This window comes from Neobacillus jeddahensis (assembly GCF_000612625.1).
Classification (GTDB): Bacteria; Bacillota; Bacilli; order Bacillales; family Cytobacillaceae; genus Neobacillus; species Neobacillus jeddahensis.
Window position 1 is genome coordinate 1 of sequence record NZ_CCAS010000063.1, and the last position, 22,635, is coordinate 22,635.

At 41.4% G+C, this 22,635-nt stretch carries 19 protein-coding genes and 1 riboswitch; of the genes, 14 read left to right on the plus strand and 5 right to left on the minus strand.

The window, feature by feature from the left end; genetic code table 11:
• Positions 1 to 52 precede the first annotated feature (52 nt).
• The gene (locus tag TY15_RS19415; RefSeq protein WP_040205846.1) at positions 53 to 790 is read right to left on the minus strand and encodes a MerR family transcriptional regulator; all 738 of its coding nucleotides are present in this window, start codon (positions 788 to 790) and stop codon (positions 53 to 55) included.
• A 210-nt stretch (positions 791 to 1,000) separates the two neighbouring features.
• Between TY15_RS19415 and TY15_RS19420 the strand changes: the two genes are divergently transcribed.
• On the plus strand, positions 1,001 to 1,438 hold the full coding sequence (locus TY15_RS19420; protein WP_040206251.1) for a hypothetical protein: 438 nt from the start codon (positions 1,001 to 1,003) through the stop codon (positions 1,436 to 1,438).
• Positions 1,439 to 1,734: 296 nt separating this feature from the next.
• Positions 1,735 to 2,673 (plus strand): hypothetical protein, encoded by a 939-nt coding sequence (locus TY15_RS19425; RefSeq protein WP_040205847.1) that lies wholly within the window; start codon positions 1,735 to 1,737, stop codon positions 2,671 to 2,673.
• A 124-nt stretch (positions 2,674 to 2,797) separates the two neighbouring features.
• On the opposite strand, the gene nspC is transcribed toward TY15_RS19425, so the two are convergent.
• The 3 genes from nspC to TY15_RS19440 all read right to left on the minus strand — a co-directional run bounded on the left by nspC (position 2,798) and on the right by TY15_RS19440 (position 7,165).
• Positions 2,798 to 3,925: a carboxynorspermidine decarboxylase gene (gene nspC, locus TY15_RS19430; RefSeq protein WP_040205849.1), complete on the minus strand. Its 1,128-nt coding sequence runs from the start codon at positions 3,923 to 3,925 to the stop codon at positions 2,798 to 2,800.
• Between the two features lies 1 nt (position 3,926).
• Positions 3,927 to 5,165 carry a saccharopine dehydrogenase family protein gene (locus TY15_RS19435; RefSeq protein ID WP_040205850.1) on the minus strand — a complete coding sequence of 413 codons (1,239 nt, stop codon included), beginning with the start codon at positions 5,163 to 5,165 and terminating at the stop codon, positions 3,927 to 3,929.
• A 557-nt stretch (positions 5,166 to 5,722) separates the two neighbouring features.
• The gene (locus TY15_RS19440) at positions 5,723 to 7,165 is read right to left on the minus strand and encodes a L,D-transpeptidase family protein (protein ID WP_042375212.1); all 1,443 of its coding nucleotides are present in this window, start codon (positions 7,163 to 7,165) and stop codon (positions 5,723 to 5,725) included.
• Positions 7,166 to 7,626: 461 nt separating this feature from the next.
• Between TY15_RS19440 and TY15_RS19445 the strand changes: the two genes are divergently transcribed.
• From TY15_RS19445 to TY15_RS19485, 9 genes are all read left to right on the plus strand, one after another.
• A complete protein-coding gene (locus tag TY15_RS19445) occupies positions 7,627 to 9,366 on the plus strand; it encodes an ABC transporter ATP-binding protein (RefSeq protein ID WP_040205853.1) in 1,740 nt (579 codons plus the stop codon).
• Positions 9,363 to 11,165 (plus strand): ABC transporter ATP-binding protein, encoded by a 1,803-nt coding sequence (locus TY15_RS19450; protein WP_042375214.1) that lies wholly within the window; start codon positions 9,363 to 9,365, stop codon positions 11,163 to 11,165. The genes TY15_RS19445 and TY15_RS19450 overlap by 4 nt, the downstream gene beginning before the upstream one ends.
• A 118-nt stretch (positions 11,166 to 11,283) precedes the next feature.
• Positions 11,284 to 11,463: a hypothetical protein gene (locus tag TY15_RS19455; RefSeq protein ID WP_040205854.1), complete on the plus strand. Its 180-nt coding sequence runs from the start codon at positions 11,284 to 11,286 to the stop codon at positions 11,461 to 11,463.
• A gap of 99 nt (positions 11,464 to 11,562) precedes the next feature.
• Positions 11,563 to 12,009, plus strand: a complete 447-nt coding sequence (locus TY15_RS19460) for a YaiI/YqxD family protein (protein WP_040205856.1) — start codon at positions 11,563 to 11,565, stop codon at positions 12,007 to 12,009.
• Positions 12,010 to 12,113: 104 nt separating this feature from the next.
• A riboswitch (TPP riboswitch) is annotated at positions 12,114 to 12,217 on the plus strand.
• Between the two features lie 107 nt (positions 12,218 to 12,324).
• Entirely contained in the window at positions 12,325 to 13,008 is a 684-nt protein-coding gene (gene tenA, locus TY15_RS19465) for a thiaminase II (protein ID WP_040205858.1), read from the plus strand.
• Positions 13,008 to 13,604 carry an ECF transporter S component gene (locus TY15_RS19470; RefSeq protein ID WP_040205859.1) on the plus strand — a complete coding sequence of 199 codons (597 nt, stop codon included), beginning with the start codon at positions 13,008 to 13,010 and terminating at the stop codon, positions 13,602 to 13,604. The genes tenA and TY15_RS19470 overlap by 1 nt, the downstream gene beginning before the upstream one ends.
• Positions 13,582 to 15,168, plus strand: coding sequence for an ABC transporter ATP-binding protein (locus tag TY15_RS19475; protein ID WP_040205860.1), 1,587 nt, complete (start codon positions 13,582 to 13,584; stop codon positions 15,166 to 15,168). Before TY15_RS19470 ends, TY15_RS19475 begins: the two co-directional genes overlap by 23 nt.
• Positions 15,165 to 15,902, plus strand: coding sequence for an energy-coupling factor transporter transmembrane component T family protein (locus TY15_RS19480; RefSeq protein WP_040205861.1), 738 nt, complete (start codon positions 15,165 to 15,167; stop codon positions 15,900 to 15,902). The genes TY15_RS19475 and TY15_RS19480 overlap by 4 nt, the downstream gene beginning before the upstream one ends.
• A gap of 109 nt (positions 15,903 to 16,011) precedes the next feature.
• Entirely contained in the window at positions 16,012 to 16,680 is a 669-nt protein-coding gene (locus tag TY15_RS19485) for a LysM peptidoglycan-binding domain-containing protein (RefSeq protein WP_040205862.1), read from the plus strand.
• Positions 16,681 to 16,963: 283 nt separating this feature from the next.
• Here TY15_RS19485 and TY15_RS19490 read toward each other — a convergent pair whose 3' ends face one another.
• The gene (locus TY15_RS19490) at positions 16,964 to 18,154 is read right to left on the minus strand and encodes an MFS transporter (protein WP_042375220.1); all 1,191 of its coding nucleotides are present in this window, start codon (positions 18,152 to 18,154) and stop codon (positions 16,964 to 16,966) included.
• 356 nt (positions 18,155 to 18,510) lie between these two features.
• On the opposite strand from TY15_RS19490, the gene TY15_RS19495 reads away from it, so the two are divergent.
• The 3 genes from TY15_RS19495 to brnQ all read left to right on the plus strand — a co-directional run bounded on the left by TY15_RS19495 (position 18,511) and on the right by brnQ (position 22,620).
• Positions 18,511 to 19,374, plus strand: coding sequence for an alpha/beta hydrolase (locus TY15_RS19495; RefSeq protein ID WP_040205865.1), 864 nt, complete (start codon positions 18,511 to 18,513; stop codon positions 19,372 to 19,374).
• A 250-nt stretch (positions 19,375 to 19,624) separates the two neighbouring features.
• On the plus strand, positions 19,625 to 21,055 hold the full coding sequence (locus TY15_RS19500; RefSeq protein ID WP_040206254.1) for an aldehyde dehydrogenase family protein: 1,431 nt from the start codon (positions 19,625 to 19,627) through the stop codon (positions 21,053 to 21,055).
• A 230-nt stretch (positions 21,056 to 21,285) separates the two neighbouring features.
• On the plus strand, positions 21,286 to 22,620 hold the full coding sequence (brnQ, locus tag TY15_RS19505) for a branched-chain amino acid transport system II carrier protein (protein WP_081799470.1): 1,335 nt from the start codon (positions 21,286 to 21,288) through the stop codon (positions 22,618 to 22,620).
• Positions 22,621 to 22,635: the final 15 nt, after the last annotated feature.

Consider the following 22,635-nt stretch of genomic DNA (forward strand, 5'->3'; position numbering starts at 1 on the left):
TGACCCCCGCTGCGTTAATACCTTAACGTAGCGGGGGACAGGCCCCTTCATTTTAGAGGGTTTCCGCTACATGTACTAAATAATAAGCTAGGCCGGTTTGCTGGGATTCGAGCATTTGTCTATGGAAGTCATCTTGTAGGAAGAATTTTGTTTGATTTAGGTAGTCCTCTTGACTAATTGCATGGCCATTTTTGTTTAAGAAGTGAAGATGATTTTTAACTGTATTCTGTACAGAAACATCATCATACTTCACACCGTTTCTTAAAAATTCGGCCATCTGATCGGTAAAGTTTTTGGCCTCTATCGCCATCATGTTCATCTTATCAACATCAATAGCATTGGTATCAAGTTCCACATTATAGGCTTCTTTTAAATGGTTAACTTGTTCTTCAAGCGCATCTTTCCACTCATCCTTCGATCCAAATCCTTTAAACATTAATTGATTATCCATATTTTCACCTTTTCTCGTATAGTTTAAAGACATGTCTATCGTTTGAATTAATTGCTGGTACCGATCAATTTTCTTCATAAATAATGTCCTTTGTTTTTCCAATGTGTAGACTCGAGTGGACTCTTCGTCAAACAGCTGTTTAATTTCTACCAACGGAACATCTAATTCCTTATAAAAAAGAATTTCCTGCAACCGTTTTAGTTCCTGTAAACCATAGTATCGATAACCAGATTCACCTACCTCACTTGGCATAAGTAAGCCAATTTTATGGTAGTGATAAAGGGTCTTGATTGAAACACCAGCCATCGTTGCTAAATCTTTCACTGTAAATTTCATCATTTCCTCCTTTCGTGATTAACTATGAGGTCTTCCCTAAGGAGAGAGTCAATGGTTTTTATAAAAAATTTAAAAAAAGCATAAATCTATACGAAAACAACCTATATGAAAGAGAAAAATCATGTGAAAACGGATAAGAACTAGATGGATATGACAATCCTAAGTTATGGAAGAATGAATAATATCATCCCAATTCCGATGGGGGAGAATAAAATGTTTTCATTACGTGGGGATGCCCACAAGGTTTTTCTTAGACTGAAAAAAACAATAGATGAGGGCCGGTCCATTCATCAAATGCAGGAATACATAGAAATCGAAGCGATTCAAAACCTGTATCAGTCCCTTGATAGTAATACATTGCAATTAATTTATTTTCGGATGATAAAAGAAAATAAAGGCACCGGGATGATCCCAATCTTGGTTTCCTCTGCACCGTGGCTGTTATTACTCTTTTCCAAACAATTATCGCAATTTCTATTTCATGATGGAAGCCTGCTATGGGCTGTCTTTAGCATTGTCTACTTAGCTGTGGTGTTTATAAGTATTATTATTCACTTTCGTGAAAAAGCATGGGCAGCTTTTCATATGGAAATCATTCAAACCATTTTAACAGAAAGAAAAAGGGAAACGACCAGCGATTCTACGGTTTAAAAGGTGGTAATTACGTTATGGGTGTCAGGCACCATATTTACTAGACAAAAAAAGATCCGGCGCTAGGCCGGATCAAAAACATTATATATAAAAGGGGGTCGAAAGGTTATGAAAGGAACTTGTTCGTTTCATGTATTTATCATAATCCCTAGAAATGAACAAAGTATGAATAAATCATGAAAAGTGTTTTAATTTATTGCTATTTTTTTGTCCTTCCACTAAATTGCACTTCTTTACTATGAAACTTTTTCCATTTTTCATCGTAAATGATAGTAGCAGAAATGGGAGGAATGTTCATGTTTTCAGAAATCAATGCAAGGATTATTGAGATTCATGGGGAATTACGAAAGAAGGAGAAATACAAATCCCAGCTTATGGATTATGAGAGAGAATTAGCAACGGTCATGCAGACGATCTCTCAGCTACAAGAACAGTTTGAGGTAGAGCAAGAGGATGTGGAGAAGCTTGAGCGGATCAGCCTGACGAACTTATTTGCCACTTTATCGGGTAAAAAGGATGAAAAGCTGTCAAAAGAAAAGCAAGAAATGGTCACTGCACAGCATAAGCTGGAAGAGGCATCGAAGACGAAAATAGAAATAGACAGTGCGATGAGAGAACTTCAAACTAAACTAGTAAACTTAGAAAAGGTTGAAGATAAACTTCAACAACTTCTTTTGCAGAAAGAGGAATTGATTACATCAAGCGGATCTCCTTTTGCGGAAACGATTTTCGGCTGGAGTGAGCAAGAAGGTGCTCTTAAAGCATCCCTCATTGAACTCGATGAAGCAATTCTTGCAGGGGAACGTGCTGAGCGCGCACTTGTAAATGCAATAGAATCACTAGAGAATGCAGAGGATTGGGGAACATGGGATATATTTGGTGGTGGAGCCATTTCAGGCGCCCTCAAACATCAACATATTGATGAGGCAGAAGACTACCTTCATCAAGCTCAAACGAGCATGCGCCATTTCCATAAAGAATTATTGGATGTTCAAGAGCAAGAATCTTTTGAAGTTAATATCTCGGGAATGTTAACTTTTGCTGATTTCTTTTTCGATGGATTCATCGCGGATTATATGGTTCAGGGGAAAATCAATCAATCTTTGGAGCAAACAAACAGTCACTTAAATCAAGTTAATGATATTTTACTAAAATTAAAAGCACAATCTGAGGAAAAAAAGCAAGCGTTAACTGCCATTCAGCAGGAAAAGCAGGAAATGATAGAAAAATTATGAGGAAAGTACAAGGTGCCTGGACCCAGTGAAATTTCTTATCTTTTATAAAAAACCAGACTCTAACGCAGAGTCTGGTTATAAAACATGCAGAAAGCTACATTATCGCGGACATGACTCACGTCAATTAAGCTAGTCGCATCTTAAAATCTTGATAGCCGAATTCGCGCACAACCTGGCAATCGCCATTCTTATCCTGAATAGCAATAGCGGGTAAAGGCATTCCATTAAATGTGGTGGTCTTTACCATCGTGTAAATCGCCATATCGCCAAACACTAAACGATCGCCGCTTTTTAAAGGCTGGTCAAACGAATAATCGCCAATCACATCGCCAGTCAGACAGGTCTGTCCGCCGAGTCGATATAAGAATGGTTTTTCACCGACTTCTCCTGAGCCAAAAAGAGGAGGGCGATAAGGCATTTCCAGCACATCAGGCATATGACAAGTTGCAGATGTGTCGAGAATCGCAATTTCGATACCGTTTTGATGGATATCTAGAACAGAGGTAATCAAATAGCCAGCGTTTAGGGCAACGGCTTCGCCTGGCTCTAGATAAACTTCCAATCCGTATTTATCCTGCATTCTCTTTATACACGCTTCAAGTCTCGGAATATCATAATCATCTCTAGTAATATGGTGACCACCGCCAAAGTTGATCCATTCCATTTGCGGCAGCCATTGTCCAAACCGTTCTTCGACAGCATTTAAAGTCGTCTCTAAATCATCCGAGTTCTGCTGACAAAGGGTATGGAAGTGCAGTCCTGATACACCTTCAAGGAGTTCAGGTTGAAAACCTGATTGCTTTACACCAAATCTAGAACCTGGTGAACAAGGGTCGTAGATTTCATGCCCTTCTTGTGTGGAGCATTCAGGATTGATGCGCAAGCCCACTTTTTTACCAGCTTGAAGCGTTTTATCCTTAAATTTTTCCAACTGTGAAAAAGAATTAAAGATAAGATGATCACAAAGGGAGATAATTTCGTCGATTTCATCCTCACGATAGGCAGGGGCAAAGACATGATTCTCTTTGCCCATTTCCTCGTGACCAAGTCGTGCCTCGTATAAGCCGCTTGCAGTCGTCCCACTTAAATATTCTCCAATAAGGGGATACATCGCTGTCATTGAAAAAGCTTTTTGGGCTAAAACAATCTTTGCGCCTGTACGCTGCATGACGCCATTCAGGATTTTTAGGTTTTTTTCAATCAGCCCTTTATCGACGACATAACATGGTGTTGGTAATTCTTCAAACCGCATTTTATCGAACAAGCTCCGGTGCTTTTGCTGACGAAGGCTCTTCATCGACAAGTACTGGGTTAAAGTCTTCTACCCATGGAAGACCCCATTTGTTCAATTCTTCCATGAATGGATCTGGATCAAATTCTTCAATATTAAAGACGCCTGGTTTGTTCCATTTGCCCGTCATCACCATTGCTGCCCCAATCATTGCAGGCACGCCAGTAGTATAAGAGATGGCTTGAGAACCCACTTCTTTATAACATTCTTGGTGGTCACAAATATTGTATACATAATAGGTTTTCTCTTTGCCGTCCTTTTTCCCTTTAAAAATACAGCCAATGTTCGTTTTCCCAACGGTACGTGGTCCAAGGGAAGCTGGATCTGGTAAAACAGCCTTCAAGAACTGGAGTGGAATAATTTGTTTTCCTTCGTATTCAATTGGTTCAATCGAAGTCATGCCGACATTTTCAAGTGCCTTTAAGTGGGTAAGATAGCTTTGGCCAAACGTCATGAAGAAACGAATACGCTTAAGTCCTGGCATGTTTTGCGCAAGAGATTCAAGCTCTTCATGATAAAGCAAGTACATATCCTTTTCGCCTACTTCAGCAAAGTTATAGACGCGTTTGATTTCCATTGGATCCGTTTCGATCCATTCACCATTTTCCCAATAACGTCCGTTAGCAGAAACTTCACGGATATTGATTTCAGGGTTGAAGTTGGTAGCAAATGGGTAACCATGATCGCCGCCATTACAATCGAGAATATCGATATATTCAATCTCATCGAAATAATGTTTTAACGCATAAGCAGAGAATACGCCTGTTACACCTGGGTCAAAACCGCTGCCTAAAAGGGCAGTAATGCCAGCCTTTTCAAAGCGCTCGCGGTATTCCCACTGCCATTTGTATTCGAATTTTGCTGTATCTTCTGGCTCGTAGTTTGCTGTATCCATATAATGAGTTTTTGTCGCTAGACAAGCATCCATGATCGTTAAATCTTGATATGGCAGCGCTAAGTTCATCACGATATCTGGTTTTACTTCATTAATCAACGCGATTAATTCGTCTACATTATCTGCATCTACTTGTGCAGTAGTAATTTTTGTTTTGCCGCCATCTAATTTTGCCTTCAAATCATCACATTTTGATTTTGTCCGACTTGCGATGCAAATCTCTTCAAATACTTCACTATTTTGAACACATTTGTGGACGGCAACAGATGCTACGCCGCCAGCTCCGATAATAAGTGCTTTTCCCATTTTCTTAGCTCCTAACGTAATAGACTTTAGTACACAACCGCAAAAAAAAGCAAGTGCAGAAGCGCCTTATCGCGCACAACACTTGCTTTAGATATACTCATCAATATTAAAAAATAGGGTCAGATATGACAATTAGTCATCTATACGCCTATCATAAAAGTCCGTGGACATTATGGCAGAAAGCTCTTTAATATTCAAACTATATCATTATTGATCAGAGTCTATATAGCAAATAATTACTTTTACCACTCTTATTGACCGTTTCACAAGTTGTGTGCACATGCACTGGTTGTAAAGTAACCAACTTATAAAATTTGAGCTTTTAACTCAATCAATAAGGCAACTAAGTTGCCAATCGGCATTTGACCCGGCTGTCCGTATGGCCTTGACTCCCAAAAAGGAAGTGGTCAAAATTATCTGCTGGAAAGACTCGATAAAATGAATAGTGGCTTTCCAAATAACAACTCTTTTATAGTATCAGTATATTAAATAAATGGCAATAGGTTAAATACATAAAAATGATCTCACAAACAGTAATTTGTGAGATCATGCATTTGTTAATAAATAACAACCGGTTCGTAGGTGCTGAGATTGTCGTACACTGTTTTCATCACACTAGGGGGTGTGTTGACACAGCCGCCCGATCCTGCATTTAAGTAGGCATTGCTTTTCCAGTTGCTTCGCCAGCTGGCATCATGGAACCCTTGTCCACTGTTCGTGAAGGGGGCCCAATAATCGACAGGCACTTCATATGAGCCACTACCTACGTGGGTGCCTCTGAGTGTAGCCTTTTCACGCTTATAGAGAACATACCACACTCCTGGTGATGTATCTTCACCGGTGCTGTGTTTACCAGTCACGACATTCGTGGTCAAGACTAATTGTCCATTTTTATAAATCCAAATACGCTGTTCCGCAATCGATACTTCCGCATATGTGTCGCCAATCCCATTGTTCGTGGTTGTTTCAAAACCGTAGCCTTCATTTTTCCAGCCATGACCGTGAGTATTAGATGCAGTAATCGAGGTCTCTCCGTTTTCAAAGGCTTTCTGAAGTTGTGACGCTTCTTTATCGACATCAAGTGCCCAGCCATAGCCTTGTCCTTTGACCGATATAACCGCACCAGCATGGTTCTTAAAGCTAAAATTCTTATCTAATGTGGATTGAGTATCATTAATTTCCGTAATCTTATTCTTAAGATCTCCCGCGTCAATCGTCACCTGCATATCTTTTGTGACGAAGGCATTTTTAATTAACTCGCTTCCTTTTAACGAATAAACTTGATCCTGTACTTTATAATCGACTGTTCGCTGAACGAGCTCCTGCAGCAGCTGCTGTTCCTGTTTTACAATCGGGCTGTCCTCTTTGACAGGCAAGATGTAGTTAGCATCCAGATGGATTTCACTCGTATATCCATGTTTTTGATACGCTTTTACTAAATTAGCGACATCGTACTGCTTTCCATTTACGGCTTTAGTGACGATAATTTGGCCCTGCTCTAAACGGGCTTCCGCATCTTTGGGGGCAGTTAAATCTTTATTCATCGCAGTAAGCTTTTCTTCCACTTGCTTTTTCATCGTTTCACTGCGATTCTCGTCCCCGCTAGTTGGCCATAACGAATATTCTTTTGTTTTTGAGGATGGGAAAAAGGTCCACTGTCGTTTTAATAATTTCTTGATACTTGACAGATCTTGTTTGGTAAATTCAGCCTTTGTATCTTCACCATTGAAGATTTGTTCTGTTCCAACATAGACTTCATTTTTTAGTGTAGTAGATTTTAATTTATCAATGGCTTGATCCGCTGTCAGTTTACCGACGTTTGTGCCATTAATCATGATATGGGCATTAAATCTAGTAGCTTGATAGTAGCTGATTGCTGCCAAAAGCAGTGCAATGATAATGATGATACCAGAAATGAATTTCCAGTTCTTATACCATTTGGATGAGGACACCCGTCTTTTGTCATGTTCTTCTATTTTCTCGACTGCTGTGTTTGTCATAAATATTCCCCCTGCATACCTGATCATCCAGCCACCTTTTTAAAGAGTACAGTATGGCTTAGCGTAGTATACTTTCGATTAGTTTATCTTATCTAAAATCAATTTTATATTACTAGAAGGATAGTGTAAAATTTGTCGTTATTTGTATAAAAGAAAAATTTTATAGCTAAATTTTGCTCTATCGAAGTCTACTTTTTGATTTGGTTTGACTATTCTCCCATTTCTGTTGACCCCTTACTTTTTACTAATCATCTACCATGACTATTCTATTATATAACCGTTTAATTTGAACTAGCTATTAATAAATAAAAAATAGGTAAAATAACCCATAATGTGCCAGGGGGACGGTTCTCATGGCTTTTTTAGGCCACCAGAACCGTCCCCCTGGTCACCAACTTTCAATAGGTGGTGAATATTTTGAATAATTGTAATACAATAAAATTTTGGGAGGAGGTTGGAAAATGAACTTATTGAAAATTACAATGGAGCATTTTAAACCATATTGGAGAAAGCTGTTGCTTGCCTTGCTTTTTTCTTTAGTGGGCGGAGCCTTTACGATTATGCCGCCTATATTGGCCGGGAAGCTGGTGGACGAAGTAATTGGGGAGAGAGAAATGACCATATTGCTAGTGGTCGTCGGCGGTGTTCTCGTTGCTTACTTAGGTAAATCGCTGTTTGAAACGATGCAGGAATACGTTCAGGTTAAAATCGGCCTGGATGTGATTACCGACATGCAGATCAGGGCTTTTAAAAAATTGCATCGCACATCGATGGCATTTTTTACAACGACCCCAAGAGGTGATATGTTATATCGTTTAACGCATGATGTGGAATCAATTCAAAACTTGAACAATACGGTCGTTCCCCGGATCGTCCAGCAGGTAATTGGTGCGGTTGCCGCATTCTCCGCGGTATTTGTTTTATACTACCCCGCGGCTATTGTTATGTTTGTCGTGTTCGCCATCTATATTTTTCCTTCATTTAAGTTGGGTAAGGTTATGAGGAACATGAGCGCCGTCCAAAGGGACATGAGTGCGGATATGTATCAACATTTACAGGAAAGTATTGAAAGCATCCGATTAGTCAGGACCTTCCAGACACAAAAGCAAGAAGTGGAAACACAGCGAAAAAAACAGGCTGACTGGAAAACCTACTCGATTCGTGCGGCTCTGATCGGGAAGGTTAACTGGCGGCTTGGGAATTTGTTTAATATTGCGACGCCAGGCGTTGTCATGTTGATCGGAGGTTTTGCTATCTGGGAAGGGAAAATCACCATTGGAACACTGGTTGCCTGCCTCAGTTTTATTCCGATCATGTTTTTGCCGGTCCGATCGCTAGCTGAAAATGCGTTGACGATTCAACAGGCCATTCCGGCTTTGCAGAGAATCTATGAATATTTTGATTTACCGGAAGAACATGAAGAAGATCTGCCTTCCTTTGGGGTGGTAGAAGGGAAAATAGACTTGGAAAATATCTGGTTTACCTATCCTGCAAGCGATAAACAAGTATTAAAAGGAGTTTCGCTGTCGCTAGAACCAGGGAACCACATCGGAATTGTTGGTACAAGCGGAGGCGGGAAAAGTACACTGGTACAAATTTTACTAGGATTGTATGAACCTGAGAAGGGTTCGGTCCGAGTCGATGGAAAGAACCTCTTCGCTTACAATCGCAACAGCTTCCGCCTACAGGCAGGCGTTGTCTCTCAGGAAACCTTTCTATTAAATAGTACACTTCGTCATAATCTTTTATATGGGAAGCCCGATGCGACGATGGAAGAACTGGAGCTGGCTGTGGAAGCGGCCGGGTTGAAGGATTTAATTGAATCTCTGGATGATCGGTATGAAACAGTAGTCGGTGAACGCGGCTTAAAGCTTTCCGGTGGACAAAGACAAAGGGTGGCGCTTGCCAGGGCCATCCTAAGGCAGCCGCCAGTCTTGATTTTTGATGAGGCGACTTCCTCCTTAGATGGGGAGACAGAAGAAAAAGTCCAGGAAGCTCTTGAACAATTAATTCCGGGCAGAACGACCATTACCATTGCTCATCGGCTTGTTACGGTCAGAAACTCGGATAAAATCCTCCTCATAGATCAGGGGCTAGTGGCTGAACAAGGGACTCATGAAGAACTACTTGCACTAAGGGGGCAGTACTATGAATTATACAAAGCCCAATATAGCGAGTTGGAGAAGGAGATGATTGGATGAGCATAAACACGGTCTCCCAACAAAAGAAGAATCGTGATGGACGAAGGGTTCTGGCTTTTTTAAGGCCATATAAAAAGTGGGTGCTGGCCGACTCGGTCGTCATTGCTGTCAGTCAGATCTTTGCTGCCTTAATTCCGACCTTAGCGCTAAGCTGGCTAGTTGATACCATTATTCCGAATGAAAGCAGTCCCTGGCTGTGGGGGCTCATGTGGTTATTGGTGTTTTCGGCTATTTTTGATTTAGTTATGATGGTCATCGACGAATATTTTTGTCATTACACGGCAAAGTCAGTCACCAATTGGCAAAAGCTCCGCCTGTTCAGTCATTTGCACATATTGCCGTTCGCCTTTTACCATAACAATTCGTCAGGGGAACTGTTGGCAAGAGTCTCCGACGATCCTGACACTCTCCATAATTTTCTTGCGTGGGAAGGGTCAACCTTTATGGCAAGTGTCCAAGGAGTCATCCTTTATAGTCTTGTTCTGCTTTGGATTCACCCATATTTGATGATTACCAGTGTGATTCTAGGTGTGATTTTCTATTGGGCCTCCAATTATGTGGGAGCTAGGACTCGGTCAGCATCTGCTAAAGCAAGAGAAGAGGCTTCCCGATATCTTGAGCGATTGAGAGAATCCGTTACGGGAATCCATTTATCCCGGATTATGGGAGTTTCCGATAATGAGGTGGAGAGCGTTATCGCGATCAGGGAATCCTTCGTCAAGCATTCGATTCGGGAACTGAAGGCAAGAATGCAATCTGTTGTGGTGATTGCTAGCTATAACGGATTTGCTTTAGGTCTTGTCTATTGGATTAGTACACTGCTAATTTGGAACGATGATTTGACAAGTGGACAAATGCTGACGGCGGGTGGATTAGTCACGATTGCCGCCAATGAAATGCAGAAATTGCTGCGAAATTGGCTGTCTGTCAGGAGAACAGGGCCTGCACTGGATCGTTCGGATATATTACTTGCGCACCAGCCTGCAGAAGCAGAAATAAAGAAGGGAATTCGTGGTGAAAGAGCAAGTGGTCATATAAGGTTGAAAGAAGTAACGTTTGCCTATCCTGAAAAGGAAGAAACTGTTTTGTCAGGCGTATCGTTTGAAATTCATCCGGGTGAAAAAGTAGCCTTGGTTGGACCAAGCGGTTCGGGAAAATCCACGATAATTGACTTGTTGTTTAAACTATTTGATCCGCTTACTGGGCTGATTGAAGTGGATGGAAGAGACATTGCTGAATGGGATACAGCATGGCTGCGGTCACAAATGGCGATTGTGACACAGGATGTCCAATTGCGGAGTGGTTCGCTGGCGGATAATTTAAGAATCGGGAAGCCGGATGCAACGGATGAAGAATTGCGTAAGGCGCTGTTTGATAGTGGGCTGGATGATTTGCTGGAAGGCCTTCCAGAAGGCTTGAAGACAAAGGTCGGGGAAAGGGGAAGCCTTCTTTCAGGAGGACAGAAGCAGAGATTATCGCTGGCAAGGGCCCTCTTAAAGGATGCACCGATCCTCATTCTTGATGAAGCAAGCTCCGCACTCGATCCCATTACAGAAACAAAGATAAATGAAGCTGTGTTGAAAACAGACAAAAACCAAACCATCTTAATTATTTCCCACCGTCTGTCCACGGTTCTCTCAGCAGATAAGATTATCGTCATTGAAAATGGCATAATTGTCGAAGAAGGGGAACACGGGGAGTTACTCAAAAACAATAAAGGTGTCTATACAAGACTGTTTGGAAGGGAAGCAGAAATTGGAGAAGTGTTCCACAGGGACGGTTCTCATGGCTACAAATAAGGTTAATGTGACCACAAGAACCATCTCTTAAGATTTTCATTAAATAGATTTTTTTAAATAAACTTCATTAATGCTATACTTGGGGAACCATTTAGGTTTCTGAAGGGAGTTCACTAATTTGAAGTATGTAAAATCGCAAATGCAACAGCTAATTAAGGAAAATAAAGAATTGCATACACGCTTAAAAGAATTAAAGGCAGAACACGGCCTTGAAAAAAACAATGCCCTCAAGGCTTTGTACCATTCTGAAGTAGCGGATGGGGGGAAATACCAATTAGCTTATCAAGCACTTGATTAAAACCAAAAATGCCAGGGGGACGGTTCTCCTGGCTTTTTTTAAGGGTAAATGTGGCCACCAGAACCGTCCCCCTGGTCCCCCGCTAAGGAGAGATCAAAGATGAAGATTTATGTTGATGCGGATGCTTGTCCGGTAAAGGATATTGTTATTGCTGAAGGTAGAGGGGCCGGACTCTCTGTTATTCTTGTGACAAGTTTTTCTCATTTTTCAACGGCGGAGCAACCAGCCGGGGTTGAAATTATTTATGTGGATGCTGGAGCGGATGCTGCCGATTATCGGATTATGAAGCTAGCCGATTCAGGTGATCTCATTGTGACGCAAGATTATGGGCTGGCATCGTTAGGTTTGGCAAAAGGATGTATAGTCCTCCACCATAAAGGGTTTCGCTATACGAATGAAAACATTGATCAATTATTACAAACACGCTATTTAAGTGCAATGGCTCGAAAAAGCGGCAAGCGGACAAAAGGACCAAAGCCTTTTACAGCAGAAGACCGGGAACAATTTCGGGCGCTTTTTAAACAGGCTATTTCACATTGTGAATAATAGTTAAATACTCCTGTAGTTCATTTAATCTATCTTTCATCACTTGATATCTATTTGGTTGACTTTAGGAGATGGCGTGTGTAGAGTGAAAATGAAATGAATAGGAAGACCACTAGGGGAGCCATTATATGGCTGAGACGGGAAAAATCTTGGACCCTTTGAACCTGATCTAGTTCATACTAGCGTAGGAAAGTGGAGACCGTGTATGAATAGATAATTATTCTGCCGCTCCATTTTTGGGGCGTTTTTTTCGTTTTACCTATAAAGGCCCTCAACCAGTGTCTTCCCATTAAAACCAATAAGGGGGCTAACAATATGAGTTTTTCCGCAGAGCTAAGAAAAGAAGCAAATCCCATCTTTAACGCGATTTTTGAACATCCTTTTGTACAAGGAATAGCCAATGGAGACTTAAACAAGGAACAATTGATCCATTATGTAAAACAAGATTTTGAATATCTTAATTCCTTTATTCGCATCTATGGAACGGCAGTATCAAAGTGTGAGAAGCGTGAGGATATGGATATGTTTACTAAGCAAATATCTTTTATCTTAAACAGTGAAATCCATCCGCATCATAACTTTTGTCGAGTAGCAGGCGTCCCCTACGAGGTGTTACAAGGGTTTGCCTTATCACCATCTGCCCTTCATTACACGCGTCACATGCTTACCGTTGCGCACGAAGGGACAATAGGGGAAATTCTAGCTGTCTTACTACCTTGCCCATGGACATATTGGGAAATTGGAAAAAGATTATTAAGTGAGGTTGATCCAGATCCTTCTCATCCCTTTTATGAGTGGATCAGTTTCTATGGTAATCGTACCGACTCGATTACCACTAAATTTTGTGCGCGTTTGGATGAATGGGCAATGGAGGCAACCGAGAGAGAAAAGGAAAAAATGAAAGAGCATTTCTTCATCAGCTGCCAGCTTGAATATATGTTTTGGGATATGGCCTATAAACTTGAAGAATGGCCTGTGAAAATGGAGCTTGTAAAGTGATGGATTGGAAGATGAAGGAGGTAGTTCTTGCTGTCATTCTTGCAGTCGCTTGTGGAGTGATTTATCTAGGCTGGTCGACTCTTTGGATTCCGATATCCGCTCTTGTTGGACCAGTGGGCGCAGGTTTTATGTTTGGAATTTGGGTGATTGCTAGTCCGATAGTTGCCTATATTATCCGCAAACCAGGTGCCGCGCTTATTGCAGAGATATCCGCAGCAGCTGTTGAATTAGTAACAGGCAGCCATTTTGGTCTATCGGCCCTTTTAGTAGGTGTCTTTCAAGGAATTGGTGCAGAAATCGCATTCGCAATATTCGGATATAAACACTACAACCTATTTACCTTAATGCTCTCTGGGGCATTTGCCGCCGTTGTGGGCATGCTCTATAACTTAATCGCCAACGGTTTTAGCTATTACACAACTGAGGTATTCTTCATGACATTAGGCCTTCATGTAATCAGCGGGATCCTTCTCGGTGGCTGGCTAGCAAAGGTAGTGGTTGATGCACTAGCCAAAACTGGTGTACTTGAACAATATGAAATTATGAAAATCAAACGGAAACGGGAAAACAATCATGGCAATGTTTCTGGGGTGTAAGGAGCTGTCGGTCCGTTTTTATCATCGTTCGGAAAATGTGCTTACTCAGATTAATTTGGCAATCCATAAAGGGGAGAAAGTATTAGTACTTGGACCTAGTGGGAGTGGAAAATCGACGTTGATTTCCACTCTTGCAGGCATAATCCCTGAGCATGTGGAGGCAGAGGTAAATGGTGAAGTATTCCGCAGAAAAGCTGTGGGTGTTATGTTTCAAGATCCTGATTCCCAATTTTGCATGCTGCATGTGGATGAAGAGATTGCCTTCAGTCTCGAAAACCAATCGATTCCGCGAGATGAGATGGACACGATCATCGCTGACTTGATGGTTAAAGTCGGGCTAAATATTGATAAGAAAACTCCCATTGAAGCATTGTCAGGTGGGATGAAACAAAGATTGGCATTAGCATGCTTACTGGCACTAGAGCCAGAGGTATTGTTTTTTGATGAACCGACCGCCCAACTGGACCCTGAAGGTCGCGAGGGAATATTTGCTTTATTACGGCAAATTGGTGAAGAGACAAACCAAACGATGATCGTTGTCGAACATGTCCTGGACGGCTGCATCGAATGGATGGATCGGGTCATCATCATGAATGAGCATGGACAGATTATGGGGGATGGGGAGCCTGCCGAAATGCTCCGCTTGTTTAGTAATCAAATGCAAGAAGCGGGGATATGGCGCCCGAAGGTATATCCAGAAAAATGGGACGATGTGGTGCGAAATCCCTCTCATCCACTTGCTATCAATCTGTCAAAAAAGCTTGAGCTCAAGCGGCTAGAGGAGACTCAATATGGAAATAACGATGTAGTCATCCAGACAGAACAGGTTGAAATTGGCTATGGCAAGAAGACAATTGTAGAGGATATAAATGTGACTATCCATAAAGGGGAATGGGTTTCGATTGTCGGACAAAACGGCAGTGGGAAAAGCACCTTCTTACAAAGTCTGCTCCGCTTGGTAGCGAGTCAAAAAGGGAATGTTCACATTCAAGACGTCGAACTAAAAAAATGGTCTGAGCGTGATTTGTATGAACAAGCTGGTTTTGTTTTTCAAAATCCAGAATGGCAATTTATCACGGATACGGTCTTTGAGGAAGTGGCCTTTGGCGGACGTCAACGAAATTGGCCGGAAGAACTTATTCAGGAAAAAACAAAACAGCTATTACAGGAGTTTAGCTTGGAATCGTATCATGATGTCCACCCGTTTACCCTTAGTTTAGGGCAAAAACGGCGCTTAAGTGTGGCGACGATGTTATGGTTTGATCAAGCCTTATTATTACTTGACGAACCCACCTTTGGTCAGGATGAAAAAACAGCGCAAGAATTGCTTAAACGTTTAAAAGAGCGACAGGAACAGGGAACAACGATTATTATGGTTACCCATGATATGGATGTAGTTGATGATTTTTCAGATCAGGTTATTCTTTTTCACAACGGAAGAGTCACTTATCAGGGAACGCCGACGGGGTTATTTTCTGATCAAACTCGTTTACACGAAAGTGCGATCATTCCCCCCCTCCATTATAAGTTGATGCATGAGCGAAAGGAGTTTATTTCCGTATGATGGCAAACCAGTCATTTCTCGCTTCGCTCAACCCTGCCATTAAGCTCCTTGCTCATTTTTTTGTCATGTTTCTGTTAATGGCGATTTCAGATCCAATGGTGACGTTCTTGGTATGGGTGCTTTCTGTATTGATCGGAATGATTTTAGGCGGCTGGAGAATGATATATCTGCTGAAACGGCTTTTGCCCTATATCGGTTTTTTTGTCCTTACCTTTTGGATGATGGCGGCTTTTGGTGAAGGGGATGATAGGATTTGGCAATGGGGCTGGTTCTATATGACGGTGGAAAGTATGAATCATGGCTTAACGATTGCCTTGAGGATGTTAGGCTTTGTTACCTATGGTTTATTATTCACCTCGACAACAGACATCACCTTGTTCATCATGAGTTTGATTCATCAGTGTAAACTTCCTCCCAAATGGGCTTATGGGCTATTAGTGGGTTTCCGCTTTATCCCGCTTTTCAAGTCTGAACTAAATCAAATGAAGATTGCTCATAGAGTAAGAGGCTACAAGCAGACAAATCGTTGGAAAGCGTTTATGCGTTACGCGTTGCCATTGTTTACGCAGGGGATCAGAAAATCGGAACGAATCGCGATTGCCATGGAAGCACGTGGATTTACAGGGACAAGAGACAGGACCTATTATCAAACAACCAAAATAGTCCTAAAAGATTGGATGTATTTATTTTCATTGTTACTGATTGTTCTAGGAATCGTTATTTTTGTTGGGTAAAGGCGCAATCCGTGTATAGTGTTAACCTGAGGCAAGAACTAATGGGCAACAAATGCTTCCTCTATTCATAATGTGTAAAAAATCCACATATTTGCAGGAGGAGTTCCGATTGGTCTATCCATTCAATAGGCAGTGTCCTGAAAACCATTACCCTTACACCATTCAGTCAGGTGATACATTAAACCAAATTGCTCTCAGACTAGAGGTCCTTGTGTCGAGAATCATGGCAGCAAACCCTGGTGTAGATCCGTACAATCTTAGAGTCGGGCAGATTTTATGCATTCCCGCTTGTCCGCCCAATCATACTGCGAAAATTATTCAACCAGGAGATACTTTGTATCAGATTGCGCAAACCTATCAAGTCACTATGGAGAGTATTTTAGAAGCAAATCCAAGTATTGACCCGAATTATCTAAGAGTGGGTCAGCGGATTTGCATTCCGTCAGCTTGTGCTTCTAGAAAACCGAAGAATTCAGAGCTCACTAAAGCGATGCAAAATGATATTAATCTGCTCAAGACGGAAAGTAATGTTCAACAAACCCATGAGTCCAATTATGGATCATCGACCCAAATGACCCGTGTGCTCAAAATAACCGATAGAGAATTGCAGTTTGAGGCGGCACCGGTCACTTTTACAGGCAATTATCAGGGACACTATACAGCGGGAAAAAGTTATCCTTATTATGCGGAAGCAGCAATGGGCGGACAACGAGGCATCAATGTCAAAGACAATTTCGGCGTCTGGCATTCCTTCGGCTACCGTGTTCCTATTTCATAGATACAATCAAATGTTTTTCAATAAAAAGTGTCAGGCACCGCAAAAGTGGTGGTGCCTGACACTTTTTACTGTATATTCACTTGTTTTTTAGTAGAAAGTTGAATGAATGCAATCAATCGACTTCTTCGAAAAATATTTAAAAAGAGGCTGGGACAAAACCCACCTCTAAAATTTCACCGGCTTTGATTGTTTTTTGAATAAAAAGAAGCCAGAGGGACGGTTCTTCTGGCTCTTTTTAAGATTAGTGTGCCACCAGAACCGTCCCCCTGGCACCCCCAGTTCCTTAAAGCATCCCGATACTAGAAGATCGTAGATTTTTATATAAAAACACACAGCAAACGGAACAGAGTAAGGCCATCGCGGCGATAAATAGATAGCCCGCCTGAAGGCCCACGAGTTCATTTTTGAAAAGCTCATTTACAAAATCTATGATGACGCCGATGAGCAAATTTCCGATCACACTGGCAATTCCCAGGAGGGTAACCGTAAAGGTAATAGCTGTTCCTACTCCTTTCTTATATCGTTTGGCTAGCAGTGCCATGACGGTGGGATAGATCGGGGCAATTCCGATGCCCGCAATCGCAAACAGAATTGCTCCCATTTCTCCAATGAATACCGCGGCAAGGCTGCAAGCACCTGAAAATGCAGAAAATAACATCGTAGAAAGGGTATAGCCTATTTTATCCGTAATGGGACCGACGAACAGACGGGAGAGTGTGAAAAATAGGAAGAACAAGGACAGCATTTCAGAGCTCCTTTTTAACGACCACTCATAGGCATGCTGGAGATAATAGACAAGCCAGCTTCCGATAGCCATTTCAGAAACCACGCCAAACGAAAGGACGGCTACGATTAACCAAGCAATTGGATCTCGAAATAACCCACTGAACGAGGTGGCTTCTCCTTCCTGTTCATGCTCCTCTGGAAACCTTCCAAACAGAGAAGGAATAATCGGAACAATGGATAGAGCAAGGATCATCAGATACATTCCCCGCCAGCCAAGTTCCCCATCGAATAGATGCCAGCCCATCATGGAAGCGCCTAAAATGGGAGCCCCAATCGAACTGAGCCCATAAAAAAAGTGGGAAAGATTCATCATCGTCCCCGTATTTTTCGTAAAGATGCGAGCGGCCATAATGCCAAGCCCAATCTCGAGTATCCCGTTTCCTACATATAATAAAAAATACGAAGCCGTTAAGGAAGGATACCCTTTTGATAGATACATAAAGATGCCCGCCAAAATCATCGAGGCAAAGGCAAGAATCCCCGTCCATTTAATGCCAATCCGTTCGGCAAGGATCGAGGTGAAGGAGCACGCCAGTAAATACCCTAGCGAATTAAGGGCAAGCAGAATACCCAGCTGTGATTCATTCAGATTGAATTCAGACTGCATACTTGGTATCGCAGGTCCTTTAATATTTTCTGATAAACCAAAAATAAGAAATCCCCCGAAAACCACAAATAATAAAATCATGTAATTTAGTCTATTATTCAACAAAAATACTTCCCCCTAAGATGACTTGTTTTTAACGGCAATAATATTAAGCAATCCAATTTTGCTTCCATAGGTTTAACCAGACTAATATATGCTCCACTTTCCCGCTTCTATGATAGAGGAATCGATTAGCTGAAAATCTATATTACTATTCGAGATTTAATTCAAAATACCTCCATTTCATAAGAAGAGGTGATCATGCTTAGGAATGAGGGGAGTGGGCCACCAGAACCGTCCCCCTGGTCATGTTATAATAAATGTATTAACTTCAAATAGTATTTTGGCAATCAGAAATACCTGTTTTAGGATTGGTAGCATCAGGAGGATTTGTTGGAATGATAACAACAGAAGGGACATTTAATGGTGTTGATGAAATCGACTTATTCTTTCGTGTGATCGAACCATTAACAGCTCCAAAAGCGGCGGTGATCGTCGTGCACGGACATGGAGACCATAGCGGAGGGCTACAGAATATTAGTGAAAGTTTGGTAGCGAATGAATATATTGTGTATGCCTTTGATTTACGCGGTCATGGAAAAAGCGCTGGTAAACGGGGATATATACAATCTTGGGATGAATTTAGCGGAGATTTACATGAGTTTCGCAAGCTCGTTTCTCTCGATCAGCCCGAATTGCCGTTGTATATTGTCGGACATAGCATTGGCGGTCTGATGACTCTCGAGTATGCATTGGAGCATAGTGTGGGGATCTCAGGAATTATGGCGATTTCTCCCGCCATCTCATATGAAGCCACCCCATTCGAGCAATTAGGGATTAGCTTAATGGGGAAGGTTAAACCAGATTATCGTATAAAAAAACCGGGTAGGATTCGCTTACTAAAGAAAAAATCAGCAATGCGTATTCAATACGAATCCGACAGTTTGCGTCACAATATCGTAACCCCTGGGTTAGGACGCAGTTTAATGCAAACGATTTCTAGGGTAGTAAATCAAGCGTCATTGATTACGGTGCCAGTCTTATTACAATACGGCCTGGATGATAAAATTACTCCCCTTACAAAGCTGCGCCATTTCTTTAACCTTGTTTCTTCACAGGATAAACAACTAGTTGAATACCCTTCAGCTAGGCACCGTCCATTTGATGAAGCAGGAAAAGAGAAGTTTTTAGAAGATTTGGTTAGATGGTTAGACCAGAAGAATGATATCCGCACCTTGTTTCATCAAGAAAGAAATGTATAACCAATCTCACTTTTTGAAGATATCAACCTGTATACCTCGTCTACAGGCTTTATGTTATTGGGGATAATTAGAAAATTTCAGAAGTTGTATTTTTGTAATAATGGACAAAAAATGTAAAATATTGACGTTCCAGTATAATGTTATTAAGCTACCAATATATAGTATGGAACGCATATAATTTTATTAATAACATAACCGAACCCGAGAATTTCTTCAAAAAGTGGAACATTAGGAGGGAAAAATAGTGGTGATGAACATTGGAACGCTAATTAACGGAAAAGAATATATCGGAAAAGGTCATGCCCCCTACGAAGTACGTAATCCTTATAACGGAGAATTAGTAGGAACCGTTGAGTTTTCTACGGAGGACGATTTACTTTTGGCAATTGAAACAGCCGGGCAGGTTTTTGAACGGACGATGAAGAAAATGCCAGCGCATCAGCGATCGACGATACTAAGAAAATCTGCGGACTTACTTGAAAGCCGCGGGGGAGATTTTGCTCAGCTTCTTTGTCAAGAGGCAGGGAAACCCATTCGTGATGCACAGGGTGAAGTGGGTCGAGCCGTGCAAGTTCTTCGTTTTGCGAGTGAAGAAGCGAAGAGAAATGATGGAGAATTGATTAAGATGGATGCCGCGGTTGGTGGAGAAGGCCGAATCGGGTTTGCCAAGCGTGTTCCAGTTGGTGTCGTAGCAGCGATCACCCCATTTAACTTCCCGCTCAACCTGGTGCTCCATAAAGTTGCGACAGCTATTGCTGCTGGATGCTCGGTAGTTCTGAAACCAGCCGAAAAAACCCCTTTATCGGCGATGAAGCTTGTTCAATTAATGGAGGAAGCGGGCCTTCCTGCTGGGGCGGTGAATGTGGTGAACGGTTTTGGTGCAGATCTTGTACCTCCATTAGTTACCCATCCTACTGTAAAAAAAGTGACCTTTACCGGCAGCGGTCAGGTCGGTTATAAAATTAAAGAGATGGCCGGCAACCGAAAAGTAACCCTTGAATTAGGATCCAATTCTCCGAATATCGTGTTTCCGGATGCGGACCTTGATACTGCAGTTGCAGGGATGGTAAAAGGCGGATTTGCATTTGCAGGGCAGGCCTGTATATCTGTCCAAAGGATTTATGTCCATTGTGAAATCTATCGTCAATTTTTAGATAAATTAGTTCCGATGGTAACAAAACTCCAAGTGGGCGATCCCATATTGGAAACAACGGACGTAGGCCCGATGATTACCGAAGATGCAGCCATTCGAGCTGAAGCTTGGATACAGGAGGCTGTGAGCCAAGGAGCAAAGATATTATCAGGCGGGCAGCGACAAGGAACAGTGCTCCAACCAACCGTGCTCGTGGATGTGGCACCTTCCATGAAGGTAGTATGTCAAGAGGTCTTTGCGCCATTAGTCACAGTGATTCCTTTTGAAAGCGAAGAAGAGGTGATTGCTGCTGCGAACGATTCTGATTACGGATTACAGGCAGGCATCTTCACATCTGACATTAACCGTGCCTTCCGTTTCTTTGAAGCGTTAGAGACAGGTGGAGTTTGGATCAATGAAATCTCGACGGTTCGCCAAGACAATTATCCGTATGGAGGTGTAAAGTTGAGCGGCATTGGTCGCGAAGGGGTTGCATCAGCAATAGAAGAAATGACGGAAGTGAAGTTCATGGGGATTAAATTGGGGTAGATCAAAATAAAAAAGTTTTGTTGCTTAATAGAATCGTTTAGGTAGTAAGATCAATTTTTAATTTTGAAACTGAGGATTACACAATATGCCCAATTTTTTCCTTACTTGATTTTATTATCTAATTTAGTGAATTATATAAGTAATTTTTCATCTTTTATACTCAATACAATAGATCCTTGATAGAATAGTTAAGTATTTTGATATAACAATATTCAATTGAGGTGAATTGTTTGAATAAATTATCCAAAAGTGAAGTCATGTTTATCGGCTTTATGTTATTTTCAATGCTATTCGGTGCAGGAAATTTAATTTTCCCGGCCTATTTGGGGCAAGCGGCGGGGGAAAATGTCTGGCAGGCAGTTATGGGATTTATTATTTCAGATGCAGGTCTCGCTGTATTAGGTTTCATGGCGATTGCCAAATCTGGAACATTCGATACGTTAGTAAATCGAGTGAATCCTACTTTTGCCTTTCTTTTTCCAATGGCCATTTATTTATCAATAGGACCTGGACTTGCCATTCCGCGTGCAGGCAGCCTTGCATATGAAATGGGAGTAAAGCCTTTTTTACCCCATACAATCCAGTCTTCACCGATCGGACTATTGGTTTATACAGTAGTATTTTTTAGTATCGTTTTTTGGTTCGCAAAATCGCCATCTAAATTAGTCGACAGATTTGGAAAGATTTTAACACCTTCGCTCTTAGCATTAATCCTTATTGTTTTTATCAAAGCTGTATTTACAGATTTACCTGTCTTTAAAGAAGCTTCTTTATCTTACAAAGAGAATCCCATCTCACAAGGGTTTTTAGATGGATATCAAACAATGGATGGTCTTTGCGCATTTATTTACGGAATTATCTTTTTAAATATTTTTAGAAGTAAAAAAATAAGCAAGCAAACCATGCAAGTGAAATATTTAGCGATATTTGGGCTTATAAGTGGCCTGCTTTTAACTTTTTGTTATTTAGTTATTGCCTACTTAGGAGCATCCGCTACGATACCCGGAAAAGTTGATAATGGAGCGATTGTTTTAAGCACTGTATTACAGCAATTGTTTGGACAGAGTGGAACGATTGTTTTAGGATTGATTTTTACATTAGCCTGTTTAAGTGTTTGTATAGGGTTAATCACATCGTGTGCTCAATACTTTTCAAGTATTTTCCCGAAATGGTCTTATATAAAATGGGCTATCCTTTTATGCGTGGTCAGTGGCTTTGTAGCCAATCTGGGTCTATCTCAAATCTTAAAAGTATCTGTCCCTGTGCTCGGCTTGGTGTATCCAATGGCGATTACCTTAATTATTTTAGGTCTTTTACATGAGAGGTTACCTTTTAAGCAACGGCCGGTTTATGCCATGACCATTGCCCTTGTTGGACTTTTTAGCTTAGTAGAAATCATCAATACTACCTTTTTACATGGTTCACTTTCAGAATTATTATCGATCGTTCCTTTGCAAAATATGGGCTTCGGTTGGGTGATTCCTGGTTTGCTTGGTTTCACAATTGGAAGCATTGTGGAGAAAATAAAAGATAATGAGGAAACGGCTGAGAAGAAAGTGGCTTGACGGAAAGGGGCCTGA